The organism is Stenotrophomonas sp. TWI169 (genome assembly GCF_039674705.1).
GTDB classification, from domain to species: Bacteria; Pseudomonadota; Gammaproteobacteria; order Xanthomonadales; family Xanthomonadaceae; genus Stenotrophomonas; species Stenotrophomonas maltophilia_P.
On record NZ_JBDJOB010000004.1, the window covers coordinates 80,944 to 94,203 of the forward strand.

Genomic DNA, 13,260 nt, shown 5'->3' on the forward strand with positions numbered 1-13,260 from the left:
CTCTCCCTCTATCGAGCAACAAGGACGCCCCGATGAGTACTGCTGTGGATGCTGTGGAACGCACCGAGATCCTGATCATCGGCGCCGGACCGGCCGGTTCCGTTGCTGCTGCGATGCTGCGCCGGCAGGGTCGCCAGGTGTTGATGATCGAACGCCAGCAGTTCCCGCGTTTCTCGATCGGTGAAAGCCTGCTGCCGCAGAGCATGGAGTACATCGAAGCGGCAGGCCTGTTGCAGGATGTGGTCGAAGCCGGCTTCCAGCACAAGAATGGCGCGGCCTTCGTGCATGGCCAGGCGCGTACCGCATTCGACTTCAGGAAGAAGTTCTCGCCCGGCTGGGGCACCACCTACCAGGTGCAGCGCGCCGACTTCGACAACGTGCTGGCGCGGGGCGCCGAGCGGATGGGTACCACGCTGCGTTTCGGCGACGAGGTGCTGTCGGTCGAGCCGGGCGAGCAGCCTGCCGTCAACGTGCGCCGTCCCGATGGCAGTGAGTACCGCATCGAGGCCGATTTCATCCTCGACGCCTCCGGCTTCGCGCGGTTGCTGCCGCGCCTGCTGGATCTGGAGTCACCCTCCAACTTCCCGGTGCGTGGCGCGATCTTCTGCCACGTGCGTGACAACATTCCGGCCGAAGCGGACTTCGACCGCAACAAGATCCTCATCACGACCCACCCCGAGCACATCGACGTCTGGTACTGGACGATCCCGTTCTCCAACGGCTGCTGCTCGCTGGGCGTGGTGGCCGAGCCCTCGTTCTTTGATCGCTACGAAGGCGACGACCTGCAGAAGCTGCAGGCCATCGTCGGCGAGGATCCGAACCTGACCCGCCTGCTGGCCAATGCCGAATGGGCGGTGCTGCCGGTACGCCGCATCACGGGCTATTCGGCCAATGTCCGTTCGCTGTGGGGCCCGGGCTATGCGCTGCTTGGCAACGCTGGCGAGTTCCTCGACCCGGTGTTCTCCTCGGGCGTGACCATTGCCTTCAAATCGGCGCAGCTGGCCAGTGAGTGCCTGGCGCGCCGTTATGCCGGGCAGGCCGTGGACTGGGAGGCCGAGTTCTCCGTTCCGCTGCGTGCCGGCGTGAGAACCTTCCGTCGTTTCGTCGAAAGCTGGTACCAGGGCGGCTTCCAGAAGATCATCTACCACCCCGACCCGCAGCCGGACGTGCGCGACATGATCAGTTCCATCCTGGCCGGATACGCCTGGGACACCAACAACCCCTACGTGGCCGACCCCAGCGGCCGTCGCATGCGCGTGCTGGAGGAACTGTGCGGCGCCTGATGGCCCTTTCCGCTGCAGTGCTGCTGTGCCTGCTGCTGGTTGCCTGTACCGGGCGCATGCCACGCCCGCAGGTGCAGCTGCCACCGCTGCGGCTGTCGCCGGCCAGCCTGCCAGCGCCGCTGGCACTGCAGCAGCAGCTGCATTTCCGGTTCGGCAGCCATGAGCGCGATCTCGATGCGCTGCTCGAAGCCGACGCACAGCAGGTGCGGCTGGCGGTGCAGGCCATGGGCCAGACCGGCGTGCGCCTGCAGTGGGATGGCCGGCAACTGACCCAGCAGCGTGCGCCGTGGTTGCCGCCGCAGGTGCGTGCCGAACGCGTACTGGATGACCTGCAGTTCGCGTTGTGGCCGACCGCGGCGATCGCTGCGGCATTGCCGGCGGGCTGGGAGGTCAGCGATGACGGCCGCCAGCGCAGCCTGTCCCGCAGCGGTACGGTCTGGCTGCAGCTGCGGCGCCTGGACGATGGCAGCGTCCAGCTGGAGAACCGTGCCGAGGGTTACGCCCTGCGCATCGAATCGATCGACATGGCCGGGCAGGCGCGATGAATACACCGATCTACCTGAACGACCTCGGCCTGGTCTGCGCGCTGGGCGAAGGCCGCGGCGCCGTGGCATCGGCGATGTTCGCCGATGCTCCGGGCGGCCTGAGCGACAACGACCGCCTGCTGCCGGGGCGTACCCTGGCGCTGGGTGAAGTGCGCACGCCACTGCCGACGCTGGAAGACCTGCCGGTATCCCTGCGCGGGCGCAACAATGCATTGCTGGAGGTCGCGCTGGCGCAGATCGCGCCTGCGGTGAGCGCGGCCATTGCACGCCATGGCGCTGATCGGGTGGCGGTGGTGCTGGGCACCAGCACCTCCGGCATCGGCGAATCGGAGCAGGCACTGCGGACCCATGCGGAGCAGGGCTGCTGGCCTGAAGGTTTCGATTACGCACAGCAGGAAATGGGCACCACCGCGCAGTTCGTGCGTCAGCGCAGCGGCGCGCAGGGCCCGGCGTGGACCCTGTCCACTGCCTGTTCGTCCAGTGCCAAGGCGCTGATGTCGGCCGCGCGAATGCTGCGTGCCGGCACCGTCGATGCGGTCATCGCCGGGGGTGCCGACTCGCTGTGCCGCTTCACCGTGGCAGGCTTCAATGCGCTCGAATCGGTCTCGGCAGTGCGCTGCAATCCCTTCTCGCAGCATCGTGCCGGCATCAACATCGGCGAGGGCGCTGCGCTCTTCCTGCTGACCCGCGAACCTGGCCCGGTATGCCTGGCCGGATGGGGCGAGTCCGCCGATGCACATCACATGTCGGCGCCGGATCCGCAGGCCCTTGGCGCCATCGACGCCCTGCAGCAGGCGCTGCATCGTGCCGGCTGGTCGCCCGCCGATGTCGACTACGTGAACCTGCACGGCACTGCCACCGGCCACAACGATGCGATGGAAAGCCTGGCGGTGGCGCAGGTACTGGGCAATGACGTTCCCTGCAGTTCCACCAAGCCACTCACCGGCCACACCCTGGGTGCGTCGGGGGCGATCGAGGCGGCGCTGTGCTGGATCGTGCTTGCCGAGAACTGCCGGCAGCAGCTGCCACCGCACTGGTGGGATGGCATCGCTGATCCCGCTCTGCCGCCGCTGCCGCTGGTGGCGCCGGCCACCTTCCTGGCGCAGCCGCCCCGGCGCGTGCTGAGCAACTCGTTCGCCTTCGGCGGCAGCAACGCCGTGCTGGCACTGGAGCGTGGATGAATACGGTGTATGCCATTGAAGACGTGGTGCCCCACCGGCAGGACATGTGCCTGCTGGAGCGCATCGTGCACTGGGACGAGGACGGCATCGAGGCCGAGCTGGTCGTGCCGGCGAGCGGGCTGTTCGTCGAGGATGGGCAGGTGCCGGCCTGGATCGGCATCGAATACATGGCGCAGGCCATCGCGGCCTGGGCCGGCTGCCGTGCACGCGCTGCCGGCAACCGGCCGCAGCTCGGATTCCTGCTGGGCAGTCGCCGTTATGGCAGCCAGCGCAGCGGTTTTCCGGTGGGCAGCCGCCTTCGCGTACAGGCGCGCTGCGAGCTGTTGGGCGACAATGGACTGGGGATGTTCGCCTGCCGGATCCTGGCAGGCGACGAAGAATGGGCGACCGCCAACGTGTCGGTGTACGAACCTGCCGACGCGATGGCCTATCTGGAGAGTGGACAGGCATGACAGGGAATCGGAGCGTGCTGGTCACCGGCGCCAGCCGGGGCATCGGCCGGGCCATCGCGCTGCGCGTCGCGCGCGATGGGTTCGATGTAGCCGTGCACTGCCGCAGCCGCGTGGACGAGGCGCAGGCAGTGGTGGACGAAATCCAGGCACTGGGCCGGCAGGCCCGCGTGCTGGCGTTCGATGTGGCCGACCGGGATGCAGCACGCGGCGCATTGGAGGCCGATGTCGAGGCGCACGGCGCGTACTACGGCGTGGTGTGCAATGCCGGCATCGCCCGCGACGGCGCATTTCCTGCGTTGTCGTCCGAAGACTGGGACCAGGTCATCCACACCAACCTGGACGGCTTCTACAACGTGCTGCATCCGCTCATCATGCCGATGGTGCGGCGGCGCCGGCCCGGTCGCATCGTCACCCTGTCGTCGGTGTCCGGGCTGGCCGGCAACCGCGGCCAGGTCAACTACAGCGCGGCCAAGGCCGGCATCATCGGTGCCACCAAGGCGCTGGCGCTGGAGCTGGCGAGCCGGCAGATCACCGTCAACTGCGTGGCCCCGGGCCTGATCGAGACCGAAATGCTCAACGATGAAGTGGTCGAACACGCCCTGAAGCTGATTCCGGCCGGCCGCATCGGGCATCCCGATGAGGTGGCCGCAACGGTCGCGTTCCTGCTGTCCGAGCCGGCCGGCTACATCACCCGGCAGGTGATCTCGGTCAACGGGGGCATGCTCTGATGGCCGCTGATCGTCGCGTGGTGGTGACCGGTGCCGCTGCCATCAGTCCGCTTGGCCACGACTGGCCCACCATCCACGCGCACCTGCGCAGCTGCCGCAACGCAGTGCGCACCATGCCGGAATGGGATGTCTACGCGGGCCTGAACACCAAGCTGGCCGCGCCCGCGCAGGACTTCACGCTGCCGCCGAACTACAACCGCAAGACCACCCGCTCGATGGGCAAGGTCGCGATCATGTCGGTGCGCGCCACCGAGATGGCCCTGCGCGAGGCCGGCCTGCATGAGCATCCGGTGCTGCGCAGCGGCCGCACCGGCGTGGCCTACGGTTCGTCCTCCGGCAGCCACGAAGCGACCGGCGAGTTCGGCCGCATGCTCAACGAGTTCACCACCGATGGCATCAGTGCCACCACGTACCTGAAAATGATGAGCCATACCGCGCCGGTCAACATCGGCGTGTTCTTCGGCCTGTCCGGGCGTGTCTACACCACCTCCAGCGCCTGCACGTCAGGCAGCCAGGGCGTCGGAGCGGCGTATGAAGCCATCCGCAGCGGCAAGCAGACGGTGATGGTGGCCGGCGGTGCCGAGCAGCTCGACGCCACCGCTGCAGCGGTGTTCGACACCCTGTTCGCCACCAGCGTGCGCAACGATGCGCCGCAGTCGACGCCGCGGCCCTTCGATGCAGGCCGCGACGGCCTGGTACTGGGCGAGGGCGCCTGCACGCTGATCCTGGAGGACATGGAGCACGCCCTCGCACGCGGTGCGTCCATCCTTGCCGAGGTGGTCGGCTACGGAACCAACAGCGACGGCCAGCACGTCACCCAGCCCAGCGCCGACACCATGGCCCAGGCCATGCGCCTGGCCCTGGAGGACGCCGGGCTCGACGCGGCGCGGATCGACTACGTCAACGCCCACGGCACCGCCACCGATCACGGCGACATCGCCGAGACACAGGCCACCGCGCAGGTGTTCGGCAGCCGCGTGCCGATCAGCTCGCTGAAGAGCTACGTCGGGCACATGCTCGGCGCGTGCGGAGCGTTCGAAGCCTGGCTGAGCATCGAGATGATGCGTGCCGGCTGGTTCGCGCCGACCCTCAACCTGGCCGAGGTCGATCCGCGCTGCGGCCAGCTGGACTTCATCACCGGGCACGGCCGCGATCTGCAGGCCGAGTACGTGATGAGCAACAACTTTGCCTTCGGCGGCATCAATACCTCGCTGGTATTCCGCCGTTGGAGCGAATGACCCCCGCACCCCATCCGCACCACCCCCAACGCACCCCGGACAAGGAGATGTTTCGATGCGCCGCACCCTGATGATCGCCAGTGCCACCCTTCTGCTGGCTGTGACTGCCACGGCTTCCGCCCGTGACACCCGAGTCGAGCAGTCCCTGCAGGAACTTGTCAGCTCGCAGGCCGCCCGCGATGCCGGCATCGATGGCAGCGTGCGCTTCTATCTGGCCGGGCAGCCGGTCAGCGTGCAGCAGCGTCTGGGTGAAGACGTCACCAACCGGAAGACCAACGCCGCCAACAAGAGCGATGCCGAAGCCTGCCGCTGGGTGGCGCTGTCGGCGCTGCGCGCACTGCAGGACGGCGCCCGCTCGCGTGGCGCCAATGCGGTGGTCGACATCGTCAGCTACTACAAGAAGAACGAGTTCAGGAGCGCGAGCAACTACGAGTGCTGGGCGGGCACGTTCGTGGCCGGCGTCGCCCTGAAGGGCACCTACGCCAAGGTCAAGTAAGCATCCGTGTGGCGGCGGCCGAGGCTGAACGCCGCCGCCACATTGCTGAACCCCGCGGGGGAAACGCCGTCGATCCTGCCGGCATCGTCGGCCGACGGCTTTCCCCGGTGTCGGCTTTCCGACACAATCAGGGCTCTTCCCGGGTTATCGTCCCGTGGACATGCACGCCTACGTCTATAAAAGCCAACTCAAGCCGGACACCTTCGTCTACGTTCCCCGACGCGATGACTTCAGCGCGCTGCCTGCGCCGCTGGTGGCGTCGCTGGGCACGCTCACCTTCGTCCTGGACGTGGCCCTGGAGCCGCAGCGCCGCCTCGCCCAGGCCGATCCGGCCAAGGTGCGCAGCGAAATGAGCGAACGCGGGTTCTACCTGCAGGTGCCGCCGTCGGTGACCAGCATGATGCCGCGCCACAATGACTGAGCTTTCCCGTCCGCGCGCCCTGTCGATCGCCTTCGTCCTGGGTGCCCTGCTGGCGCTGGGTGCCGCCGTCGGCGGCCTGCCGGGGGCGGTGCTTGCTGCGCTGGCGCAGCCGGCGTATGCCCTGGGCATTTCGTGGTGGCGGCGCAGCCGTGCGGTACTGCCGCCGAAGTTGATCGCGCAGCAGGACCTGCCGGCCCTGCTGGCGCTGTGGACCGCCGCGCCGGTACTGCTGGCCCTGCTGCTGGCCTGGCCGCTGGCGGCACTGCGCGACAGCGGCAGCCTCGCGGCGGTGCTCGGGCTGAGCGTGCTGGTCAGTGCCGGTTTGCTGGCGGCCTGGCGTACGTGGCCGCTGTGGAATGATGTCGAGCGGCTGGATGGCAGCCTGGCGCAGCACTGGCAGGCGTTGGCCGGCCGTGACCTCACCGCCTGGCGTGGCCTTGTCGTGGCCGCGCTGGTGATCGCGCTGGCCGCACTGGTGGTGTTGCCGGCATGGCCAGGGCTGCTGCCGGAAAGCGCGCGCTGGCCCGCCACGTTGACCGTGCTGCTGGGGTCGCCGTTGCTGCATCTGCTGCTGCAGCGGGTCGCACCGGCGCCACTGGTGTCGCTGCGCGTGAACCCGAGCCCGCTGGCCGATGCCAGTGCGGCACACGCGCCGCTGTTCCCCGCTGCCAGCGAGACCACGCCGCTGGAGGCGATGGCCCCGCAGGAACTGACGCCTGCGCTGCATGAAGCGGCGCGCCACGGTCGCATCGACCGGGCGCTGCAGCTGCTGCAGGCCGGCGCGGACCCGCACGCGTTGCCGGACCCGAACTGGCGTGATCAGCGCAGCCTGGCGGTACTGGCGGCGGTGTTGCCGGACCTGCGCCTGCTGCGTGAACTGATTGCCCGCGGGGTCGATGTGAACGCGCCGCACCGGGGCATGACGCCGCTGCTGGCGGCCACCCGCGACAGCTGGCATGGTCGCCCCGAAGCCGTGATGACCCTGCTGGCCAATGGCGCCGATTCTCGCGCTACCGACAGCGAGGGCAACACGCCGCTGCACCACGCGGCTCGAAGCTCCGACCCCGGCGTTGCCGCGCTGCTGCGCGATGCCGCGGCCGAAGTGGATGCACTCAACCACGAGGGCTGGTCCCCGCTGGCCGTGGCCTGCCAGGTAGGCAACTGGCGCCTGGCCCGCTTCCTGCTCGAACGCGGTGCCCGCACCGAGCCGGCGGACGGCACGCCGGTCCTGCTCGCCGCAGCCGCCACCGAAGACGATGATCCGGCCGGCGTGCAGCTGCTGCTCAAGCACAAGGCGCGTGCGGATGCGCGCGACCGCCAGCGTCGCAGCGCACTGCACGAAGCGGCCCTGGCCGGCCACGTTGAAATCATCGGCGTGCTGCTCGCTGCCGGTGCAAACCTGGAAGCACGCGACGCGCTCGGTCGCACGCCGTGGCTGGAGGCCGCGCGTGCCGGTCGCGCCGCCGTCATCGAACACCTCCTGCCGCACAAGCCCGACCTGGTGGCTGTCGATGGCGAGGGCCGCAACGCGGTGCAGCTGGCGGCCATGGCCGATACGGTTTCGCCCCTGCTGGTCAAGCGCCTGGTCGAACTGGGCATCACCGCCGATGCGGCCGATCCGGTCGGTCGGCGTGCGGTCGACTACGCGGCCGAAGCCGGTCGCTGGGCCATCGTCGCGCTGCTTGATCCGTCCTATCCGCTGCCTGCGGCGGTCAGCGATGGCCTGGCCGAGCGCGGTGAGGCCGCCAGCGCCAGTGGCCTGCTGCCTGATCGGCCGCCGCTGACCCTGCTGCGTGAAGCACTGGGCTGCGGCAACACCGACGGCATGGCCGCCCTGGCCAGGCTGTGCCAGCCGCAGGAGCTGGGCAGCCTGCTGCTGGATCCGGAGCTGGCGCTGGAGCCGCGTGCCGTGGATTGGCTGCTGGCCCATGGTGCCGATCCCTATGTGCGAGATGCCTGCGCCGACACGCCGATGTTCGCGCTGCTGTCGCGCGGCGTCGATGCGGTGCCGGCGCTGCAGGTCATGCTGCAGCATGGCCTGTCGCCGGCCGGCCGCGGCGGCCTGGCCCGTTTCCTGGCCGCCTGCGCGCAGCACGATCAGGCGGCCCGCGGACTGGAACAGCTGGCGCTGGAACTGCTGGAGCGGGGTGCTGATCCGTTCGCCGCATCGCCGGCAGGCGATCCGCCGCTGTCGTTGGCGGTGCGCCTGGGCTGGCTGCGCCTGCAGCAGGCCCTGCTAAAGACTGGTGTCGACCGTGAGGCGCGCGACAGCCATGGCATGACCGCCCTGCACCTGGCGACCGCGCTGGCCCGGGAAGGTGCGCTGAAGCTGCTGGTACAGCACGGCGCCTCGCCGGAGGCACGCGCCGCCGATGGCCAGACCCCCCTGGGTGTGGCGCTGTCGAGTGGTCGTCGTGATCTGGCCGACTGGCTGGACTGGCGGGTGTGGCCACTGCCACGCCGTACCCTGCGCGATGCCGACCTGCCCTCTGCGGCGATGGCCGGCGATGTCGATGCGGTGCGTCGCCTGATCGATCTGGGGTTCGCCGTTGATGCCGTGGATGCGCAGGGCTGCACGGCGCTGCTGCGTGCCGCCGGCGGCGGCCATCTGGCGGTGACCGACCTGCTGCTGGCACGGGGCGCCGATCCGCAGCACGCAGCGGCCAGCGGCGCAACGCCGTTGTCGGCCGCGGTCAGTATGCGCCAGGTCGAGATCGTGTCGGCCCTGCTCGATGCCGGTGCCAAGCTCGAACACCGGCTGCCGGGGGGAGTGACCGTGCTGATGCTGGCCTCCGCGCTGGGCCTGCCGGACATCGCTGCGCGCCTGCTGACCGCAGGTGCCGATGTACACGCCGGAGACGCGCAGCAACTGGGCCCGCTGCACTGCGCGGCCCTGTACGGCTTCAGCGCACGTGACCGCCCGCGGTTGCTGGCGTTGCTGGACACGCTGCTGCTGGCCGGTGCCGAACCGGACCAGGCCGCCGCCGGTTCGGTCACACCGCTGCTGCTGCTGCTGGGAGCGCGCGCCGAGCCGGGTACGGCCTGCGACGAGCAGGTGGTGATGGCCGCGGTGGAGCGTCTGCTGGAAGAGGATGTCAGCCTGGACGTGCGCGATCCGCGTGGTTTCGGCCCGCTGCACCTGGCGGCGCTGCACGGCCTGCCGCTGCTGGTACAGCGCCTGCTGCGTGCCGGCGCCGACCCAGACGTGCGGGACAGCCTGAACCGCAGTCCGCGCGAGATCGCCGTGATGCGTGGCTTCATCGACGTTGCCGGCGAGTTCGAGCCGCGCGTACCGGGCGTGTCCTCGATGGCCCGGTTCCTGCGCGACAACGGCTGAGAATCGGGGGTCAGAACCCTTTCCGTTGGAAAGGGCTCTGACCCCGATCATGCGGAATGCCGACGATGCTCGGCAGCCCTTTCGCCGTCACCGCTGCGTGTCGCCGTCGCTTTCCGCGTCGGCCTCGAACAGATGCATCAGGTCGTTGCGGGCATCGCGCGAGGTCTGGATCACGGCCGCCTCGTCGTCGTACACCAGGTACTGGTCGCGCAGCAGCTGTTCGTCGTGTTCGCGGAAGCGCTGCACATGGCGTTGGGCAACATCGGGTGCCACCCCCAGCGCGGTCAGCACGCGACCGCTCATTTCCAGGCTGGTAGCGAACACTTCGCGGAACGGCTCGGCCGACATGTCCATCAGTCGCCATGCGTGCTGGCGGTTGCGCGCACGTGCCAGCACCTTCGCCTCCGGATACAGGCGCCGCACCATCCGTACCGCACGCAGATTGGTCTCCGGGTCGTCCACGGTGATCACGAACACATCGATATGTTCACCACCGGCGGCGCGCAGCATCTCCGGGCGCGTCGGATCGCCATAGTAGAGCTGGTTGCCGAAGCGACGCAGGTCGGCCACCGTGTCCGGGTTCGCTTCCAGTGCGACGAACGGCACCTTCTGTGCGGTCAGCAGGCGCGCGATCACCTGGCCGACGCGGCCCATGCCGGCAATCAGGACTTTCGGCCGGTTGTCCGGCGCGACCTTGTCGGCGTCGGCCGCGGCGCGCGGGGCTACCTTCTCCTGCCCGAGCAGCCGCATCAGGGCGATCATCAGCAGCGGCGTGATCGCCATCGACAGGCCGACAATGGCCACCAGCCGGTCGTGGTTGGCGTTGCCCAGCAGATGCGCGCGCTGCGCCTCGTTGAAGACCACGAAGGCGAACTCGCCGCCCAGCCACAGCACGCTGCCCAGCAGCAGCGATTGCCGCGAACCCAGCCGGGCGATGCGGCCGATGGCATACAGCAGACTGAACTTGACCACCAGCAGGATGGCCACACCGGCGGCGATCAGCCACGGCTCGGCGGCGATGCGGTCGAGATCGATGCCCATGCCGACGGCGATGAAGAACAGGCCCAGCAGCAGGCCCTTGAACGGCTCGATCTGCGCTTCCAGCTCGTGCCGGAACTCGGAATCGGACAGCAGCACGCCGGCCAGGAACGCACCCAGGCTGGGGCTCAGGCCGGCCTCCTGCATGAACCACGCCGTGCCCAGCACGACCAGCAGGGCGGTGGCGGTGAATACCTCCGGGCTGCGGGTACGGGCGATGACACCGAACAGCCGGCGCAGGACCGGCCGCCCGCACAGGATCACCACGGCCAGCGCGCCCAGCGCCACTGCGGCATCCTCCCAACGCAGCGTCTGGTTCTTGACGCCGCCCAGCAGCGGGATGGCCGCCAGCAGCGGGATCGCGATCAGGTCCTGGAACAGCAGGATGGCAAAGCCGAGCCGGCCGTGGTCGCTGTTGATCGCCTTGTGCTCGGACAGCAGCTGCAGGCCCACGGCAGTGGAGGACAGCGCCAGCGCCACGCCCACCACCAGCGCGCTCTTCCACTGGAAGTGATCGAGCAGCAGCAGGCCGCCCAGTACCAGGCCGGACAGCGCCACCTGCGCGGCACCGGCGCCGAACACCGAGCGCCGCATCACCTTCAGGCGGGCCGGCGACAGTTCCAGCCCGATCACGAACAGCAGCATCACCACGCCGATCTCGGCCGCACCGAGGATGCGGTCGGCGTCCTGCACGAAGCCCAGCCCATCCGGCCCCAGCACCACCCCCGCGGCCAGGTAGCCCAGTACCGCTCCGAAGCCGAAGCGCTTGAACACCGGCACCGCGATGACGGCCGCCAGCAGCAGGACCAGGGCCAGTTCCAGACCGCCGCTATGCATGGGAATACCTGGTCATCGCAGAGGCCTGCCGTACGTGGGTGCGGGGAGGAGAGGGGCGGCGGACGCCGCTGCGACATTATGCGCGCCGCATCGTGCACGCGCGGCAATGGCCGCTGCGGGTTGACCTGCGCGGCCGGCAGGTCCAGACTGCCCGCCGCTGGCGGCCTGCCGCCGGCACACGCATCCCGGAGTTCCCAACCCATGTCCAGCGACAGTAGAAGTCGACCTCGTTCGACGCCAGCGATGGCCACCGCCTGACATCGGGACGGTTCGCCTGCGTTGGCGTTGCGCGAGGTCGCACCCCACAAGGCAAACCGATGAACCAGAAGCAATTGCTGCGTCCAGTGGCCGATGCCGCTGCACTGGCGGCACCGCTGGCGGACTACAACACCGCCGACGCGGTGGAGTTCCTCAACACGCTGGAGCTGCAGCGCGCTGCCGACACGCTGGCGGCGCTGCCGCTGCCGCGTGCAGTGAAGATGCTGGAAGCCCCCGAACTGCATCGCAGCGGCGAGCTGGTGGCCGCGCTGCCGCCGGCGCGGGCCGCTGCGCTGCTCGGGCTGATGGCCGACGACCGCGCCACCGACATCGTTCACGAACTGGATGAGGACGAGCGCGCGCGGCTGATCCCGTTGCTTGGCGCCGATGCCCGCCAGGCCATCCAGACGCTGCTCGGCTACCCGCCAAACACGGCCGGTGCGCTGATGACCACCGAGTACGTCGCCGTGCCGGCCAGCTGGACGGTGGCGCAGACGCTGCAGCACATCCGCCAGGTCGAGCGCACGCGCGAGACGGTGTACGCGATCTACGTCCTGGACCCGGCCAGCCAGCGTCTGCAGCAGGTGGTGACCATGCGCCGCCTGATCACCGGCCTGCCCGAGGAGTCGATCCTCGAGGTGGCCCAGGTCAATCCGCCAGTAACCGTGGACGCGTTGATGGACCAGGAAGAGGTGGCGCGGCTGATCCGTCGCCACGACCTGCTGGCCATTCCGGTGGTCGATGCCAGCCAGCGGATGCTGGGCATCGTCACCGTGGACGACGTGCTTGATGCGCTGATCGAGGAATCCACCGAAGACGCGCACAAGTTCGGCGGCATGGAAGCGCTGGACAAGCCGTACATGCAGATCGGCTTCCTGGAGATGCTGCGCAAGCGCGCCGGCTGGCTGAGCGTGCTGTTCCTGGGCGAGATGCTGACGGCCAGCGCCATGCAGCACTACGAGGACGAACTGGCACGCGCGGTGGTGCTGACGTTGTTCATCCCGTTGATCATGAGTTCCGGCGGCAATTCCGGCTCGCAGGCCACCTCGCTGCTGATCCGCAGCCTGGCGCTGCGCGAGCTGCGCCTGCGCGACTGGTGGAAGGTGGCCCTGCGCGAGATTCCGACCGGCATGGTGCTGGGTGCCATTCTCGGTGCCCTGGCGATCGTCCGCATCGTCATCTGGCAGCTGGGTGGCCTGCACGACTACGGCGAGCACTGGGTGCTGCTGGCGATCACGATCGGTGCGGCGCTGGTGGGCATCGTCACCTTCGGGTCATTGTCGGGTTCGATGCTGCCGTTCGTGCTCAAGCGGCTGGGATTCGACCCGGCCAGCGCATCCGCCCCGTTCGTGGCCACGCTGGTCGACGTGACCGGGCTGGTGATCTATTTCAGCATCGCCGCGATGATCCTGCGCGGCACGCTGCTGTAGGGCCCTGTCGCCCCGC

Annotated in this window: 11 protein-coding genes; 10 read left to right on the forward strand and 1 reads right to left on the reverse strand. The window is 69.1% G+C overall.

The features are described 5' to 3' along the window. Window positions 1-32: 32 nt before the first annotated feature. The 9 genes from ABE543_RS04560 (at window position 33) to ABE543_RS04600 (ending at window position 9,681) form a co-directional block, all read left to right on the forward strand. Entirely contained in the window at window positions 33-1,283 is a 1,251-nt protein-coding gene (locus tag ABE543_RS04560; protein WP_197572489.1) for an NAD(P)/FAD-dependent oxidoreductase, read from the forward strand. Then, a complete protein-coding gene (locus ABE543_RS04565; RefSeq protein ID WP_164150454.1) occupies window positions 1,271-1,828 on the forward strand; it encodes a DUF3261 domain-containing protein in 558 nt (185 codons plus the stop codon). The genes ABE543_RS04560 and ABE543_RS04565 overlap by 13 nt, the downstream gene beginning before the upstream one ends. Beyond that, complete coding sequence (locus tag ABE543_RS04570; RefSeq protein ID WP_346475359.1) at window positions 1,825-3,009, forward strand: beta-ketoacyl-[acyl-carrier-protein] synthase family protein; 1,185 nt, start codon at window positions 1,825-1,827, stop codon at window positions 3,007-3,009. Before ABE543_RS04565 ends, ABE543_RS04570 begins: the two co-directional genes overlap by 4 nt. Beyond that, window positions 3,006-3,461 carry a hotdog family protein gene (locus tag ABE543_RS04575; RefSeq protein WP_065174277.1) on the forward strand — a complete coding sequence of 152 codons (456 nt, stop codon included), beginning with the start codon at window positions 3,006-3,008 and terminating at the stop codon, window positions 3,459-3,461. Before ABE543_RS04570 ends, ABE543_RS04575 begins: the two co-directional genes overlap by 4 nt. Further along, window positions 3,458-4,189 (forward strand): 3-ketoacyl-ACP reductase FabG2, encoded by a 732-nt coding sequence (locus ABE543_RS04580; protein WP_346475360.1) that lies wholly within the window; start codon window positions 3,458-3,460, stop codon window positions 4,187-4,189. The genes ABE543_RS04575 and ABE543_RS04580 overlap by 4 nt, the downstream gene beginning before the upstream one ends. Further along, a complete protein-coding gene (locus tag ABE543_RS04585) occupies window positions 4,189-5,427 on the forward strand; it encodes a beta-ketoacyl-ACP synthase (RefSeq protein WP_065174278.1) in 1,239 nt (412 codons plus the stop codon). Before ABE543_RS04580 ends, ABE543_RS04585 begins: the two co-directional genes overlap by 1 nt. Before the next feature lie 55 nt (window positions 5,428-5,482). Beyond that, window positions 5,483-5,923: a hypothetical protein gene (locus tag ABE543_RS04590; RefSeq protein WP_053518098.1), complete on the forward strand. Its 441-nt coding sequence runs from the start codon at window positions 5,483-5,485 to the stop codon at window positions 5,921-5,923. 160 nt (window positions 5,924-6,083) lie between these two features. Next, complete coding sequence (locus ABE543_RS04595) at window positions 6,084-6,344, forward strand: YcgL domain-containing protein (RefSeq protein WP_053518100.1); 261 nt, start codon at window positions 6,084-6,086, stop codon at window positions 6,342-6,344. Further along, window positions 6,337-9,681, forward strand: a complete 3,345-nt coding sequence (locus ABE543_RS04600) for an ankyrin repeat domain-containing protein (protein ID WP_346475361.1) — start codon at window positions 6,337-6,339, stop codon at window positions 9,679-9,681. Before ABE543_RS04595 ends, ABE543_RS04600 begins: the two co-directional genes overlap by 8 nt. A gap of 87 nt (window positions 9,682-9,768) precedes the next feature. Here the strand turns inward: ABE543_RS04600 and ABE543_RS04605 are convergent, their stop codons facing one another. Further along, window positions 9,769-11,556 (reverse strand): monovalent cation:proton antiporter-2 (CPA2) family protein, encoded by a 1,788-nt coding sequence (locus ABE543_RS04605; RefSeq protein ID WP_065181433.1) that lies wholly within the window; start codon window positions 11,554-11,556, stop codon window positions 9,769-9,771. Window positions 11,557-11,873: 317 nt separating this feature from the next. On the opposite strand from ABE543_RS04605, the gene mgtE reads away from it, so the two are divergent. After that, entirely contained in the window at window positions 11,874-13,244 is a 1,371-nt protein-coding gene (mgtE, locus tag ABE543_RS04610; protein WP_053518107.1) for a magnesium transporter, read from the forward strand. Window positions 13,245-13,260: the final 16 nt, after the last annotated feature.

Coding starts and splice junctions, on each gene's coding strand:
- ABE543_RS04560 (WP_197572489.1), top strand. CDS start 33: ATGAGTACTGCTGTGGATGCTGTGGAACGCACCGAGATCCTGATCATC.
- ABE543_RS04590 (WP_053518098.1), top strand. CDS start 5,483: ATGCGCCGCACCCTGATGATCGCCAGTGCCACCCTTCTGCTGGCTGTG.
- ABE543_RS04600 (WP_346475361.1), top strand. CDS start 6,337: ATGACTGAGCTTTCCCGTCCGCGCGCCCTGTCGATCGCCTTCGTCCTG.
- ABE543_RS04580 (WP_346475360.1), top strand. CDS start 3,458: ATGACAGGGAATCGGAGCGTGCTGGTCACCGGCGCCAGCCGGGGCATC.
- mgtE (WP_053518107.1), top strand. CDS start 11,874: ATGAACCAGAAGCAATTGCTGCGTCCAGTGGCCGATGCCGCTGCACTG.
- ABE543_RS04585 (WP_065174278.1), top strand. CDS start 4,189: ATGGCCGCTGATCGTCGCGTGGTGGTGACCGGTGCCGCTGCCATCAGT.
- ABE543_RS04570 (WP_346475359.1), top strand. CDS start 1,825: ATGAATACACCGATCTACCTGAACGACCTCGGCCTGGTCTGCGCGCTG.
- ABE543_RS04595 (WP_053518100.1), top strand. CDS start 6,084: ATGCACGCCTACGTCTATAAAAGCCAACTCAAGCCGGACACCTTCGTC.
- ABE543_RS04575 (WP_065174277.1), top strand. CDS start 3,006: ATGAATACGGTGTATGCCATTGAAGACGTGGTGCCCCACCGGCAGGAC.
- ABE543_RS04605 (WP_065181433.1), bottom strand. CDS start 11,556: ATGCATAGCGGCGGTCTGGAACTGGCCCTGGTCCTGCTGCTGGCGGCC.